The organism is Nocardia sp. NBC_01329, assembly GCF_035956715.1.
In the GTDB taxonomy this organism is placed as follows: Bacteria; Actinomycetota; Actinomycetes; order Mycobacteriales; family Mycobacteriaceae; genus Nocardia.
Genome location: NZ_CP108381.1, coordinates 938,389 through 952,982 on the forward strand (window position 1 = coordinate 938,389; position 14,594 = coordinate 952,982).

Genomic DNA, 14,594 nt, shown 5'->3' on the forward strand with positions numbered 1-14,594 from the left:
CTCTCGGCGTGGACAGTGCGGCTACCGGAGTAGCCGGGAATTTCAGGTTTTGGTCGCGCGGGCCATGCGGGTCAGCTGGAGCACCTGACCGGCGCGGTCGGCCACCACGCGCCGCGACTGGTCGATATGGGCGAGGAGTTGCTCCCGGGCGCCGGTGAGATCACGGTCGAGAACGGCCTCGCCGATGGCGATGTGCTCCTCGATGGTCGCGAGCATGCGATCGGGGGTCAGGTAGTCGAACATCCGCACCGGGCGGATCCGGGCGTTCACCGCGCGCAGGGCGTCGGTGAGGGCATGGTTGCCCGAAGAGTCGAGCAGGACGGTGTGGAACTGTTCGTCGGCGTCGACGAAACCGGCGTCCGGATCCGGGGGCGCGGTGCGGAACGTGCGCCAGCGGTCGATCTCGGGTCCGAGGACCCTACGTTCGTGGCCGAGCTCCGGATCGTCGAGGACACGGGCGATGCCCTGGACCTCGAGGGTGATCCGCAACTCGTAGTAGTCGCCCAGGGTGTCCAGGCGCGGACGGTAGGGGAACAGTCCGGCGTCGTGGCGTTCCACCAGACCGTCGGCCTGCAACCGGGCCAGGGCCTCGCGCACCGGAGTGCGCGAGACACCGTAGCGTTCGGCCAGCCGTTCCTCGCCGAGCCGCTCCTCCGGTGCCAGCGCACCGGCCATGAGTTCGTCGCGCAGCGCCTTGTACACAGTGTCGCTGCGTGATTCGCGTTTACTTCGCAGTTCGGTCACGACGCGCAGCCTAGAGAGTCATGGCGGCGCGGACGGTCTCGACAGCCCCGGCCCCGCCTTCCCCGGTAGCGGTGACCCGGCCGCTCTCCAGCACGTAGTACCGGCTCGCGGCCCGCAGGGCGAAACCGATGTGCTGTTCCACCAGCAACACCCCGAGCCCACCGCCTTTGACCAGTTCGGTGACGGTTTTCTCGATTTCGGCGACCACCGACGGCTGGATGCCCTCGGTGGGTTCGTCGAGGATCAGCATGCGGGGTTCGGTGATCAACGCGCGGGCGATGGCCAACTGCTGACGCTGCCCACCGGAGAGCAATCCGGCGCGCCGGTCGAGCAGATCCTTCAGCGCGGGAAACAGATCCAGTTGTTCGTCGATCAGCGCGGGCCCGCGTCTACGGCCGTCGGCCACCACCCGCAGATTCTCGGCGGTGGTGAGATGACCGAAGCACTGCTGGCCCTGCGGGACATAGGCCAGTCCGCGTTTGACCCGGGCGCTCGGCCGCAGGGAGGTGATATCGGCACCGTCGAAGCGGATCCTGCCCTTACCGGTGCGGACGAGTCCGACCGCCGCGCGCAGCAGGGTGGTCTTCCCGGCGCCGTTGTGTCCCATGATCGCGGCCACACCGTCGGCCGGTACCTCTATCCCGATCCCGTGCACGACCTCGGTGCGGCCGTATCCGGCGTGAACGTCGATGAGTTCCAGCATCCCGGTCACTCTCCCTGTCCATTGCGCCCGAGTGGGGGCGCTGCGTGATCGCGCCCGGCTTCCGCTTCCGGGCCCGACTCGCCCACGCGGTGCGCATCGGGCGGGCGCGACTCGCCCCCGCCGTGCCCCTCCGCGACCGCCGCGGTGCCCAGGTATGCCTCCTGTACCGCTGGATCGGCCTGGACCTCGGCCACCGATCCCTCGGCGAGCACCGCGCCGCGGGCCAGCACTGTCACCGAGGTGGCGAAATTGCGCATGAAGTCCATATCGTGTTCGACCACGACGACCGTGCGTTGACCGCCGATGCGGCGCAACAGGTTCCCGGTCTCTTCGCGCTCCTCCTGGCTCATTCCCGCGACCGGTTCGTCCAGTAGCAGTACCGAAGCGTCCTGCACCAGGAGCATGCCGATCTCGAGCCACTGTTTCTGGCCGTGCGCCAGGGTTCCGGCGGGTTTGTCGCGCAACGCGGTGAGACCGATGGTCTCCAGGGCCTGTTCGATGGATTCGGAAACCTCGGCCGGCCGGCGGCGCAGCATGGTCCAGATCGAGCGGCCCGCGCCCGCGGCGATATCGAGATTCTGCAGTACCGACAGTTCCTCGAAGACGCTCGCGGTCTGGAAGGTGCGCCCCACACCCAGCCGGGCGATCTGGTGCACCTTTTTACCGAGCATTTCGACCCCGGATTTCTGTACCGACCCGGTGGCCGGGACCAGACCCGTGATCGCATCGATCATGGTGGTCTTTCCGGCACCGTTGGGGCCGATGAGAAACCGCAGATCTCCCTGGAAAAGCGTCAGGTCCACATTCGAGACCGCCTTGAATCCGTCGAATTCGACGCTGAGGCCCCGGACCTCGAGGTAGTCGCTGTGCATACCGGCGTTTCCACCGGCGACCGGTGCGCCGGCCATCGTCTTCGCCTGCTCGGTCATGACGACACTCCTACCGGGGTAGCGGGTGCGGGCTCGGGTGCCGGACCGGGTGGTGCCGGGTCCTTCTCGTCGTCGCGTCTACGGCGCCGCACCAGCGTGACCAGACCCGCCAGACCCGCCGGGAAGAAACCGACCACGACGATGAACAGGACACCCTGCGCGTAGACCCACCCGGAGGGGAAGTTCTCCGACAGGCCGGTCTGCGCCCAGGCCACCGCGATCGCGCCCAGGACCGGGCCGAGCAGGGTGGTGCGGCCGCCGATGGCGACACCGGTCAGGAACGCGATGGAGGGCACGATCCCGATATCGGCCGGGGAGATGATCCCGACGATCGGGACGAACAGCGCCCCGGCGATTCCGGCGAACAGGGCCGCCACCGCGTAGGCGACAACCTTCACATCAGCCGGGTCGTAGCCCAGGAAACGCACTCGCTCTTCCTGATCGCGCACCGCGACCAGCAGTTCGCCGTAGCGGCTGTACATCAGCTGCCGCGTCAGCGCGACGATCACCAGCAGGGTGCCCGCCGCGATGAAGAACAGCAGTCGCCGGTTGACCGGGTCGTTGAGAGCGAGCCCGAAGAAACTGCGGAAACGGTTGAGTCCGTTACTTCCGCCGGTGGATTGCTGACCCACCAGCAGGATCGCGAACGCCGCCGCCAGTGCCTGCGACAGGATCGCGAAATAGGCGCCCTTGACCTTGCGTTTGAACACGCCCAGCCCGAGCAGCACCGCCACCAGCGGCGGCACGATGAGAATGCCCAGGATCGTGACCACCGGCGAACCGAACGGCACCCAGTACCCGGGTAGTTCACGTATCCCCGCGATCTGCATGAAATCCGGGACATCGTCGCCGCGCAACTGGGCGTCGGAGATCTTCAGATGCATGGCCATGATGTAGGCGCCGAGCCCGAAGAACACGCCCTGCCCCAGGGTGAGCATGCCGCCGCGGCCCCAGGCCAATCCGATACCGACGGCGACGATACCGAAGCACAGGAACTTACCCAGCAGGTTGAGCCGGAAATCCGAGAGCACCGCGGGCGCCACCGCGAAAAGCAGTACGGCGGCGACCACAAATCCCGAATAAACTTTCCAGCGGTTCGTGAAGAATCCCCTCATACCAGACTCCTCGACCGAATGATGAACAGTCCCTGCGGGCGCACCTGCAGGAAGATGACGATGACGACGAACACGATGACTTTCGCCACCGAGGCGGTGGTGCTGTATTCGATGAACGAGTTCAACAGCCCCAGCGTCACCGCGGCGATCACCGCGCCCCGGATCTGCCCGAGGCCGCCGATCACCACCACCAGGAACGCGTCCACCAGATAGGCGGCGCCGGTGTTGGAACTGGTGGAGCCGATGAGTGTCAGCGCCACCCCGGCTACCCCGGCGAGCCCGGAACCGATGAAGAACGTGGTGATGTCGGTGCCGCGACTGGATATCCCACTGGTTTCCGCGAGATCACGATGCTGGACAACGGCCCGGATACGCCTGCCCATCGCGGTGTACTTCATGGTCACCGCGATCGCGGTCACGCAGAGCACCGCCAGCAGCATGATGAAGATCCGGGTTTTCGGGACGACCGCCCCGAGGATCTCCACCCCGCCGCCGAGCCATTCCGGGGTGACCACACGTACGGCCGGCGCACCGAAGATGTCTCGTGCTGCCTGCTGCAGGATCAGGCCGACACCGAAGGTCACCAGCAGGGTGTCCAGCGGCCGGTCGTACATGCGTTTGATCAGCGTCACCTCGAGGACCACACCCATGAGGCCACCGACGCCGAACCCGATGAGCAGCGAGACGATCAGGGCGATCTCGGCATTGGAGACCAGATATTCCTGCACCGTGTAGGCCGTATAGGACCCCGCCATGATGAACGCGCCGTGGGCCATGTTGATGACCCCCATCTGACCGAAGGTCAACGACAGGCCCAGGGCGGCGAGCAACAGGATCGATCCCAGACTCAGACCGGTGAACAGCTGGCCGATGACTGCTTCCACGGTGCGTCAGCCCCCGAGTCCCTCGGCCCACGGGTAACCGGCCAGATACGGGTCCGGTTCGACGGGCCGGCCGGAATCCCACACGCTGTAGATCAGGCCGTCGGGCCGGATCTCACCGATGCGGGCGGTTTTGGTGATGTGGTTGTTCTCGCCGTCGATGGTCACCAGGCCTTCGGGACCTTCGAACGTGACGCCGCCCGCTGCCTTCTGCACATCCGCGACCGCGAAGGATCGCGCCTTCTCGACGGTGTTCTTCCACAGGTGGACCGAGACGTAGGCGGCCTCCATCGGATCCGAAGTCGGCTTGTTCGCGCCGTATTTCGCCTGGTACGCCTTGACGAACGTGCTGTTCTGCGGGTTCTCGACGGTCTGGTAGTAGTTCCAGGCGGTCAGCTGGCCGGCGATGTTCTGCACGCCGATACCGCCGACTTCCTCTTCGGCGATGGATACCGAGACCACCGGCATATCCTTCGCGGTCAGGCCCACGTTCTTGTACTCGCGGAAGAAGGCGACATTGGAATCGCCGTTGAGGGTGTTGAACACGGCGTCGGCGTCGGCCGCACGCACCTTGTTGACGATGGTGGAGAAATCGGTGGAGCCGAGCGGGGTGTAGTCCTCGCCCTTGATCTCGATCCCGTTGGCCTCCGCGTAGGCCTTGATGATGCGGTTGGCGGTCTGCGGGAAGACGTAGTCGCTGCCCACCAGATAGAGCGACTTCACGCCGCGGCCCTTCAGATAGTCGAGGGCGGGCACGATCTGCTGGTTGGTGGTGGCGCCGGTGTAGAAGATGTTCTCCGACGATTCCAGGCCTTCGTACTGGACCGGGTAGTACAGCAGGGCGTTACGGTCCTCGAAGACCGGCAGCATGGCTTTCCGGCTCGACGAGGTCCAGCCACCGAATACCGCGGCGACGCAGTCGCTGCTGATCAGCTTTTCCGCCTTCTCCGCGAAGACTGTCGGCTCGGAGGCGCCGTCCTCGCCGACCAGCTGGATCTGCTTGCCCAGGACGCCGCCGGCGGCGTTGATCTCGTCCACCGCCAATCTGATCGAATCCCGGACGGTGACCTCGGAGATCGCCATGGTGCCCGACAGCGAGTTCAGCGAACCGACCTTGATCGTGGGGCCGGCGGTATCGACACAGGATGCGGTGTTCGCGCCGGCCTGATCCGAGGCGGAGCTACCGCACGCGGTGACCACCAGCGCGGTCGCGCAGAGGGCGGCCGGGAGAGCGAGGAGGGTGCGTGCCCGCCGTCGTTCGCGGCGGTTACGTGCGGGGCGTGATGCCGCGACTGTCATGGGTTTTCCCGATTCTTCGGTTCTGGCTGCATTCATGACCGTTCGGCCTCCACTCAGGAAAGGTCAGCCCGCTGACTTGCTCGTATTCGGCGTTGTATACAGCGACGTATACGAGGAATTACGGTAAGGAGGCTGTGTTTCGGCCACGTATCGCAGCGTGAAGCTCGAGTATCGATCGTCCTACGGGCCGCGGCCGCGCTGCTGAGAGCAGATCCGCTCACAGCAGTGCGCACTCCCGCTCGACCGCGCGCTCCGGCAACCTGAGAACCATGGCTCACGACGACAGATCACCACTGTTCGGCTGGCGCGCCCGGGAGCAACTGCTGTCCCGGCGCATCCTGGTCCTGGACGGCCCACTCGACGACGACAACGGCACCCTGCTGGCGACCCAGTTGCTCACCCTCGCCGCCGAGGACGGCGAGGCCGCTGTCTCGCTGTGGATCCATTCACCAGGCGGCTCGGTTCCGGCGATGCTGGCCATCCGCGATGTGATGCGGCTGGTGCCCACTCCGGTGTCCACCCTCGCGCTCGGACTGGCCTGCAGCGCGGGCCAGTTCCTGCTCTCCTCCGGGACCCCTGGAAAACGCTTCGCGCTACCGCACGCGCGGATCCTGATGCACCAGGGCTCGGCCGGTATCGGCGGATCCACGGTGGACGTCGAAGTGCAGGCCGACGATCTGCGCTACACGGTGGAAACCGTGCTGGGTCTGATCGCCGCGGATACCGGTCAGCCTTACGAACGGGTCTACGAGGATTCGCTGCACGACCGCTGGTTCAGCGCGAACCAGGCCCAGGAGTACGGCTTCATCGACCATATCGTCGGCGATTTCGGCCAGGTGGTCCCCCAACGGCAGAAGATCGGGATCTCGGCGGGCACAGCATGACCAGGGCGCGGCCGGAGGAGGCAGCATGAGCACCTACACGATTCCCAATGTGATCGCCCGGCATCCGCGCGGTGAGCGGATCACCGATATCTATTCACATCTGCTCGCCGAACGCATCGTCTATCTCGGCACGCCCATCGACTCCGGGGTCGCGAACGCGCTCATCGCGCAACTGCTGCACCTGGAATCGGAGAGCCCCGGCCAGGAGATCGATTTCTATGTGAACTGCGAGGGCGGCGACCTGTCCTCCATGCTGGCGGTCTACGACACGATCCAGCATATCGGCGCCCCGGTGCACACCACCTGTGTCGGCCAGGCGATCGCGGTAGGGGCGGTCCTGCTCGCCGGCGGTGCGCCCGGCCATCGGGCGATGCTCCCGCACGCCCGGGTGGTGCTGCACCAGCCGGCAGCCCGCGGGCAGGGTGCCATCCCCGACCTCATTCTGCAGGCCGACGAACTCGTGCGGATGCGGGCCGAGATCGAAAAAATCCTGTCTCGCCACACCGGCCGGACTCCGGAACAGTTACGGCACGACACCGACCGCGACCGGGTGTTCACCGCGACGGCCGCCCTGGAATACGGGTTGGTCGATTCGGTGCTGGAACCGCGGGGTTCGGCCCCCGCCCGATGACCGGCGCGGGCCGGACGCCGGCGCGGGGCAAGGGCTCCGGCCGGTCAGGCCGCTCGGAGCAGCACGGTGGGGGCAGCGCCCGGCAGCCGGGTCGCGACGGGTTGCCGTCGGGCCCGGAGTTCGTCGGCCACCTGCTCGGTGAGCGTGCCGAGGGAGGTACCGAGGGCGCCCGCCAGCGCGGCGATCATCTCACTGGAGGGTTCCTTGCGGCCTCGTTCGATCTCGGAAAGATATTGTGGCGAAATCCCTGCTCGCTCTGCGGTTTCCGCGAGCGTTTCCCGTTTCTCGGTGCGCAGCGTACGTAACTGTCCGCCCAGGATCTCGCGCCACAAGGGTTCGGGCGGGTCCACCGGCTGCCGGGGCGGCCGCTCGGCGCGTCCACCGGGGATCGCCTGGAGTCTGCGGGGCTCGGTCATGGACCGAGCCTAGGAGGTGGATGTGCTGGTACGGGCGAATTACGCTACGGGCGTACAGCCGGGTCGAGCGTGCGGGAAGCGGCACCGTAATCGCCTCGCGTACAACATGACCGCAGCGGCCGAGCGGGCCCCGTTCCCCTGAGCACGCGGTGGATCGCCGGTCGACCGACGCGGGCCCGCGTAGCCGCGGGCCCGCCCTCGGTCAGCTGCTGCCGAAGAGACCGCGCAACAGGTGGCGGGCCCAGTTCGCCGGATCCTCCCAGCCGCGGTCGCCGTGCCGGTCCCGGTGATGGTCGCGATCCCAACGGTCGTCGCGATCCCAACGGCCATCGCGATCCCGGTGGTGGTCGCGGTCCCGGTCGCGGTCCCGGTGGTGGTCGCGGTCGCGGTCCCCGTGCCGATCCCGGTCGACCTGGGTGTAGCCCGGCGCCGGGGCCGCCTGGTCGGCCATCGCCGGAGCCGCCAGGGCGGCCAGCGGGAGCAGAGTGATGGCACCCGCGACGACGATCCGGGCGGTCGCCCGACGTGTCGCTTGTGCTCGGTTGCTGCGTAACACTTCGAATCCTCTCGTACTGTGCCCTCCGGCACAGCCGGGACGACCGGCCGAAAAGCGATAGACCCTCACTCTTGCGCAACGGTCACGAATGTCACAGTCCTTCGGCGGATTCGGTCGAAGAATCATCCCCGGGTACTACGGGATTCCCCCGGGACGCCGGTACGGGTGGAGGAGCGGGTCGTCCGTGCGGTGGATCGCTCTCACCGGGGTGTCATACCCGGCCTCCGGAAGTCGCGTTCTCCCTCACAGTGGGGGGTTTTCGCGGTGGAGGAACTCTGCCGATCGTGGCATCGTTGTCAGAGAGATCAGACGGATCGACCGTGATCCGTCGGGCTCGCAACAGAAAGTATGAAGTAAGTATCATGGCTCAAGGCAGTGTGAAGTGGTTCAACAGCGAGAAGGGCTTCGGCTTCATCGCGCAAGACGGGGGCGGACCTGACGTCTTCGTGCATTACTCCGCGGTATCCGGCAACGGTTTCCGGACCCTCGAAGAGGGCCAGCGGGTGGAGTTCGAGATCGGGCAGGGCCAGAAGGGTCCGCAAGCTCAGGACGTTCGCTCCATCTGAGTGATGTGACGATGCAGCGCGGCCCCGCACCGAAGAGGTGCGGGGCCGCGCGTCGTTTTCGGGTAGGTGCGGCGGCAGGCATTGCCGCGGATGCCGGCGCTCTACCCGGGCCAGGCGTCACCCCGGCCTGGTGAGCAGGGATACGCGCGTGATTCCGCACACCCGGTCCGTTTGGTTCGCGCAGGTCGACGGGCGCCGACAGCAGGGGGCAGGACATGGCCGGATCGGTCCGAACTAAGCTTGGGCCCGTCAACTGGCCGTCCCCACATCCAGGAGTACCCCACTGTGAGCCAAGCAGGCCGTCCTGTAGTTCTGATCGCCGACAAGCTCGCCCAGTCGACCGTCGACGCGCTCGGTGACGGTGTCGAGGTCCGTTGGGTCGACGGCCCGGATCGGCCCGCACTGCTGGCCGCGGTGCCGGCAGCCGATGCGCTGCTCGTCCGCTCCGCGACCACCGTCGATGCCGAAGTCCTCGAGGCGGGCAAGAACCTGCAGATCGTGGCCCGGGCCGGAGTCGGCCTGGACAATGTCGATGTCCCCGCCGCCACCGAACGCGGCGTGATGGTCGTCAACGCGCCGACCTCGAATATCCACACCGCCGCCGAGCACGCCGTCACCCTGCTGCTGAGCGCGGCCCGCCAGGTTCCGGCCGCCGACGCCACCCTGCGCGAACACACCTGGAAACGCAGCAGCTTCAACGGTGTGGAGATCTTCGGCAAAACCGTCGGCGTGCTCGGCCTCGGCCGTATCGGGCAGCTGTTCGCGGCCCGTCTCGCAGCTTTCGAGACCAAGATCGTCGCCTACGACCCCTACGTCTCCCCGGCACGCGCCGCGCAGCTCGGTATCGAACTGCTGACCCTCGACGAGGTGCTCGAGCGGGCCGACCTCATCTCCATCCACCTGCCGAAGACCCCGGAGACCAAGGGCCTGCTCGGCAAGGACGCTCTCGCCAAGACCAAGAAGGGCGTCATCATCGTCAACGCCGCGCGCGGTGGCCTGGTGGACGAGGCCGCGCTCGCCGCGGCGATCACCTCGGGTCACGTGCGGGCCGCCGGTATCGACGTCTACGAGACCGAGCCCTGCACCGACAGCCCGCTGTTCGAACTGCCGCAGGTCGTGGTGACGCCGCATCTCGGCGCTTCCACCAGCGAGGCCCAGGACCGGGCGGGCACCGATGTCGCCAAATCGGTACTGCTGGCCCTGGCCGGTGAGTTCGTACCGGGCGCGGTCAACGTGACCGGCGGTACGGTCGGCGATGAGGTCGCGCCATGGCTGGACCTGGTGCGCAAGCAGGGCGCACTGCTCGGTGCGCTCGCCGACGAACTGCCGGTGAGCCTGGAGGTGCAGGTGCGCGGTGAACTGGCCGCCTCCGACGTCGAGGTGCTGCAGCTCGCGGCACTGCGCGGAGTGTTCTCCGCCCATGTCGACGATCAGGTGACCTTCGTCAACGCGCCGGCGCTGGCCCAGGCCCGCGGGATCACCGCCGAGGTGACCACGGTGACCGAGAGCCCCAGCCACCGCAGCCTGGTGGATCTGCGCGCGGTGTTCGGTGACGGCCGCACCATCAATGTGGCGGGTGCGCTGACCGAGCCGCAGCAGGTCGAGAAGATCGTCAACATCAACGGCCGCAACTACGATATGCGCGCCGAGGGCATCAACCTGGCGGTCCTCAACTACGAGGACAAGCCGGGCGCCCTGGGCAGGGTCGGCACCGCACTGGGCGCCGCCGGGGTCGATATCCTCGCCGCTCAGCTCACCCAGGACGCCAACAAAGAAGGCGCCACGGTGGTGTTGCGGGTCAACAAGGAGGTGTCCGAGGCGGTGCGGTCGGAGATCGCCACCGCGGTCGGCGCCGCCAAGGTCGCACTGGTCGACCTCTTCTGAGGTAACCGTGCGCGCTACCGCCCGGGCCGGTGGGTGGCGCGCACCGATGGGCACCGCTCCGCCCCGGGCCGCATTGCCCGGGGCGTTCGGTACCCGGACACCGTCGCAGCGACAGGACACCGACAGGACACTGCCGCGTCGGGACATCGCCGCGACAAAGCCGCACCCGGCCCGGCAGCCGCGTCCCGCTCTGTTCGCGGCCTCGTCGTTCGTAGAAAGCGTGGTTGTCATGAAACTCGCCGTGATCCCTGGTGACGGTATCGGCCCGGAAGTCGTCGCCGAGGCGCTCAAGGTGCTCGATGTGGTGCTGCCCGGAGTCGAGCGCACCGAATACGATCTGGGCGCCAAGCGCTACCACGCCACCGGCGAGATCCTGCCCGAATCGGTGCTGCCCGAACTCAAACAGCACGACGCCATCCTGCTGGGCGCGATCGGCGATCCGTCGGTACCCAGCGGAGTCCTGGAACGTGGCCTGCTGCTGCGCACCCGTTTCGCGCTCGATCATCATGTGAACCTGCGCCCCTCGAAGCTGTACCCGGGAGTCGCCAGCCCGCTGGCGGGCACCCCGGATATCGACTTCGTGGTGGTCCGCGAGGGTACCGAGGGCCCGTACACCGGCACCGGTGGCGCGATCCGCGTGGACACCCCGCACGAGGTCGCCACCGAGGTCAGCACCAACACCCGGTTCGGTGTCGAACGAGTGGTCCGTTACGCCTTCGCCAAGGCGCGGACCCGCCGCAAGCACCTCACGCTGGTGCACAAGACGAACGTGCTCGCCTTCGCCGGTTCGCTGTGGCAGCGCACCGTCGACGAGGTCGGTGCGGAATTCGGTGATGTCGAGGTCGCCTATCAGCACATCGACGCCGCCACCATCCATATGGTCAACGACCCGGGCCGCTTCGATGTGATCGTCACCGACAACCTGTTCGGCGATATCATCACCGACCTCGCCGCCGCCGTGAGCGGTGGTATCGGCCTGGCGGCCAGCGGCAATATCGACGCCACCGGCACCAACCCGAGCATGTTCGAACCGGTGCACGGCAGTGCCCCCGATATCGCCGGCCGGTCCGAGGCCGACCCGACCGCGGCCATTCTCTCGGTCTCGCTGCTGCTCGAGCACAAGGGCGAAACCGCTGCCGCCGTCCGTATTCAGGAGGCGGTCGCCGAGGATCTGTCCGGCCGGACCGGTACCGCGTCGACCACCGCGATCGGCGACCGGATCGCCGCCGCCCTCTGACCTAGGCCGATCTGTATCTTCGCGGACGAAATCGGTTCGGGGGTCCGATACCATCGGGGATACCTGGGTGTATCCCCGATGGACGGCCCGAGGGCTTGGAGGGCAGCATGACCGCGTGGCACGCCACCAGTGATGTCGGCTTCGGCCCCTACACAGTGCTGGATCTGTACGACTTGCCGGAGGACGGTAAGGGTTTCGAACTCGAAGACGGGTGGTTGGTCGAGGTGGCAGCGGGGGCGCGACACAGCTTCATCGGCTGGTCGCTGGCCGGCCTGATCAGAACCGCCGCCGATCGCGCTGATGTATTCGTGTGCGATGGCGGTGAATGGGAAGTCAGCACTCCGACGGGTATCCGGAAGCCTGACATCTTCGTAGTTCCCCGAGCAGTCGCGCGAGCCGCGATCGTCGACGAATCGCCGAAACTGATCCCGGGTACCGACATCCTGCTGGCCGTCGAGGTCGTATCGCCCGGGAGCGGCAGCGAACGTACCGACCGAGTGCGGAAGGTACGCGAGTACGCGGCGCTGGGAATCTCGCAGTACTAACCGGCCCGGCCACTGGATGAACAACTGGTCGGTGCTTACTCCAGAGGTTTTTCCGACGCCACCGGAACCAGTGGGATCGCTACCGCGGCCAAGGCTGCCGCCGCGAGGTAGACGGCGGGAAAACCGGTCGCGGTGATGAGCGCTCCGAATACCGGCGGCACCGCGGCGACTGTCAGGTTCTGGCCGGTGTTCTGGATGCCCAGACCACGGCCGCTCCAGAACGGCCCGGCGCGTTCGGCGATGGCGGTGAACGCCAGCCCGTTGTCGGACACCGTCACCACCGAGGCGACGACCAGCAGTGGGACGGCCACCCACCACCAGTGGGTCCAGGAGGTCAGTGCCAGCAACGCCATTGTGGCGACCGCGGCGATCGCGACCTGACGTAGTGGCTGCATCCGGCTGCCGACCTGATCCGACCAGGCGCCCGCCCCGATCCGGCCCAGCGCGCCCAGGATCTGCGTGCCGGTGACCAAGGCCCCGGCGGCCGCCAAGGACCAGCCCAGGTCGCGGTGCAACCAGAGCAGAGCGAAGGTCCAGACGGTGGCCTGGGGGACGACGAGCAGGATCGAGACGCCGTGGATTCGCCACAGTGTGCTGCTGCCCCGGTAAGGGTTGGCGCCGGTGGCCTGTGCTCGCGTGGGACGGGGTGGATCGATGATCCCAAGCAGACAACATACGGCGGCCAGTCCGGCCAGGATCGCGGGGACGCTCAGCGCGGGCGCGACCCCGAAACTCTGCGCGGCCAGTGGAATGGATATCGCCGCGATCCCGACACCGATGGGCTGCCCGGTCTGGCGGATTCCCATGGCCAGGCCGCGCCGGTCGGGCGGGAACCAGCCGACGATCACCCGGCCACTGGCGCCGTTGGTACTGGCGGCACCGATACCGCCGAGGAACAGCAGGACCCCGAGGGCCGGGTAGCTGGTCGTGAAAGCGGCTGCGGCACCGGCCGCGCACATGATCAGTGGCCCGGCTACCAGGGCGATACGTTCGCCGACCCGGTCGACCAGATAGCCCCAGGCGATGAGGGCGCAGCACAGACCGACGGTGGGCATGGCGACGAGCAGGCCGGCGGTGGGCAGCGGCATCCCGCCGGCGGTGAGCGCGGGAAGCAGGAATGGGACGCCGTGGACGAAGATCGCGCTGGTGGTCTGGGCGAAGACGCCGAAGACGAGCATGAACCAGCGGTGGGCGGGGGATACCTGCCTACCGGGTGCGGCGATCGGGACGGCCGCCGATGAACTGTGCGCCATGGTTCCCCATCTCGAAACGAGAGCATCTCATTATATGAGATGAAATTCTCAATCGATGAACTTACCTCGGCCACGGTACACCTCCGGGCCGTGGAGCCCCCGAGTAGTGTCGCGGTTCTCACCGTCGGCCGGACCGACCGGTCGGGCGCATTCGGGCTGGTGAACCCGGCTGGATAGACTTCGGTCATGCGTCTAGGTCGAGTTGCCAGCCCCGACGGGGTCGCGTTCGTCGCCATCGAAGGCGAGACCGCAAAGGAAATCGCCGAACATCCGTTCGGCACCCCGACGTTCACCGGCCGCAGCTGGCCGCTGCCCGATATCCGCCTGCTCGCTCCGATCCTCGCCAGCAAAGTGATCTGCGTCGGAAAGAACTACGCGTCCCACGCCGCGGAGATGGGCGGAGAGGCACCGGCCGAACCGGTGATCTTCATCAAACCGAACACGTCCATCATCGGACCCGATATCCCGATCATCCTGCCGCCCAGCTCCTCCCGCGTCGACTACGAGGGCGAGCTCGCGGTGGTCATCGGGCGCCCCTGCAAGGATGTACCCGCCGCCCGGGCCAAGGACGTCATCCTGGGCTATACCGTCGCCAACGACGTGACCGCCCGCGACCAGCAGGCCCAGGACGGCCAATGGACCCGGGCCAAGGGCTACGACACCTTCTGCCCCCTGGGGCCGTGGATCGAAACCGAGCTCGATCCCGCTGACCTCGCGATCACCACCGAACTCGACGGCGAAGTACGCCAGCGCAGCACCACATCGCTGCTGCTGCACGATATCCCGGAAATCATCGAATGGGTCACCCGTGTGATGACCCTGCTGCCCGGTGATGTGATCCTCACCGGAACACCTGAGGGCGTCGGCCCGATGAAAGACGGCCAAACTGTGTCGGTGACCGTCGCCGGAATCGGTACGCTGACCAATCCTGTTGCCGCAAAACGCTGAACG

General features: G+C 67.1%; 16 protein-coding genes. 7 read left to right on the plus strand and 9 right to left on the minus strand.

Features of this window, described 5'->3' with window-relative positions; genetic code table 11:
* Positions 1–42: 42 nt before the first annotated feature.
* The 6 genes from OG405_RS04390 to urtA all read right to left on the minus strand — a co-directional run bounded on the left by OG405_RS04390 (position 43) and on the right by urtA (position 5,671).
* The gene (locus tag OG405_RS04390; protein ID WP_327152198.1) at positions 43–675 is read right to left on the minus strand and encodes a GntR family transcriptional regulator; all 633 of its coding nucleotides are present in this window, start codon (positions 673–675) and stop codon (positions 43–45) included.
* Positions 676–754: 79 nt separating this feature from the next.
* Entirely contained in the window at positions 755–1,447 is a 693-nt protein-coding gene (gene urtE, locus OG405_RS04395; protein WP_327150359.1) for an urea ABC transporter ATP-binding subunit UrtE, read from the minus strand.
* A 5-nt stretch (positions 1,448–1,452) separates the two neighbouring features.
* Positions 1,453–2,376: an urea ABC transporter ATP-binding protein UrtD gene (gene urtD / locus OG405_RS04400; RefSeq protein ID WP_327150360.1), complete on the minus strand. Its 924-nt coding sequence runs from the start codon at positions 2,374–2,376 to the stop codon at positions 1,453–1,455.
* Positions 2,373–3,491, minus strand: a complete 1,119-nt coding sequence (gene urtC / locus OG405_RS04405; RefSeq protein ID WP_327150361.1) for an urea ABC transporter permease subunit UrtC — start codon at positions 3,489–3,491, stop codon at positions 2,373–2,375. Before urtC ends, urtD begins: the two co-directional genes overlap by 4 nt.
* Entirely contained in the window at positions 3,488–4,375 is an 888-nt protein-coding gene (gene urtB, locus OG405_RS04410; RefSeq protein WP_327150362.1) for an urea ABC transporter permease subunit UrtB, read from the minus strand. The genes urtC and urtB overlap by 4 nt, the downstream gene beginning before the upstream one ends.
* A gap of 6 nt (positions 4,376–4,381) precedes the next feature.
* Positions 4,382–5,671: an urea ABC transporter substrate-binding protein gene (urtA, locus tag OG405_RS04415; RefSeq protein ID WP_327150363.1), complete on the minus strand. Its 1,290-nt coding sequence runs from the start codon at positions 5,669–5,671 to the stop codon at positions 4,382–4,384.
* 269 nt (positions 5,672–5,940) lie between these two features.
* Between urtA and OG405_RS04420 the strand changes: the two genes are divergently transcribed.
* Both OG405_RS04420 and OG405_RS04425 read left to right on the plus strand, forming a co-directional pair.
* On the plus strand, positions 5,941–6,555 hold the full coding sequence (locus OG405_RS04420; RefSeq protein WP_327150364.1) for a ClpP family protease: 615 nt from the start codon (positions 5,941–5,943) through the stop codon (positions 6,553–6,555).
* A gap of 25 nt (positions 6,556–6,580) precedes the next feature.
* Positions 6,581–7,186 (plus strand): ClpP family protease, encoded by a 606-nt coding sequence (locus OG405_RS04425; RefSeq protein WP_327150365.1) that lies wholly within the window; start codon positions 6,581–6,583, stop codon positions 7,184–7,186.
* A 44-nt stretch (positions 7,187–7,230) separates the two neighbouring features.
* Here OG405_RS04425 and OG405_RS04430 read toward each other — a convergent pair whose 3' ends face one another.
* Positions 7,231–7,602, minus strand: coding sequence for a helix-turn-helix domain-containing protein (locus tag OG405_RS04430; RefSeq protein ID WP_327150366.1), 372 nt, complete (start codon positions 7,600–7,602; stop codon positions 7,231–7,233).
* A gap of 202 nt (positions 7,603–7,804) precedes the next feature.
* Positions 7,805–8,158, minus strand: coding sequence for a hypothetical protein (locus OG405_RS04435; protein WP_327150367.1), 354 nt, complete (start codon positions 8,156–8,158; stop codon positions 7,805–7,807).
* A 362-nt stretch (positions 8,159–8,520) separates the two neighbouring features.
* On the opposite strand from OG405_RS04435, the gene OG405_RS04440 reads away from it, so the two are divergent.
* From OG405_RS04440 to OG405_RS04455, 4 genes are all read left to right on the plus strand, one after another.
* Positions 8,521–8,724 (plus strand): cold-shock protein, encoded by a 204-nt coding sequence (locus OG405_RS04440; protein ID WP_327150368.1) that lies wholly within the window; start codon positions 8,521–8,523, stop codon positions 8,722–8,724.
* Positions 8,725–9,009: 285 nt separating this feature from the next.
* Positions 9,010–10,608 carry a phosphoglycerate dehydrogenase gene (gene serA, locus OG405_RS04445; protein WP_327150369.1) on the plus strand — a complete coding sequence of 533 codons (1,599 nt, stop codon included), beginning with the start codon at positions 9,010–9,012 and terminating at the stop codon, positions 10,606–10,608.
* A gap of 229 nt (positions 10,609–10,837) precedes the next feature.
* Positions 10,838–11,845 (plus strand): 3-isopropylmalate dehydrogenase, encoded by a 1,008-nt coding sequence (locus OG405_RS04450; protein WP_327152199.1) that lies wholly within the window; start codon positions 10,838–10,840, stop codon positions 11,843–11,845.
* 107 nt (positions 11,846–11,952) lie between these two features.
* Positions 11,953–12,390, plus strand: coding sequence for a Uma2 family endonuclease (locus tag OG405_RS04455; RefSeq protein WP_327150370.1), 438 nt, complete (start codon positions 11,953–11,955; stop codon positions 12,388–12,390).
* 35 nt (positions 12,391–12,425) lie between these two features.
* Here OG405_RS04455 and OG405_RS04460 read toward each other — a convergent pair whose 3' ends face one another.
* Positions 12,426–13,643, minus strand: coding sequence for an MFS transporter (locus OG405_RS04460; protein WP_327150371.1), 1,218 nt, complete (start codon positions 13,641–13,643; stop codon positions 12,426–12,428).
* 186 nt (positions 13,644–13,829) lie between these two features.
* Between OG405_RS04460 and OG405_RS04465 the strand changes: the two genes are divergently transcribed.
* On the plus strand, positions 13,830–14,591 hold the full coding sequence (locus OG405_RS04465; protein ID WP_327150372.1) for a fumarylacetoacetate hydrolase family protein: 762 nt from the start codon (positions 13,830–13,832) through the stop codon (positions 14,589–14,591).
* Positions 14,592–14,594 lie beyond the last annotated feature (3 nt).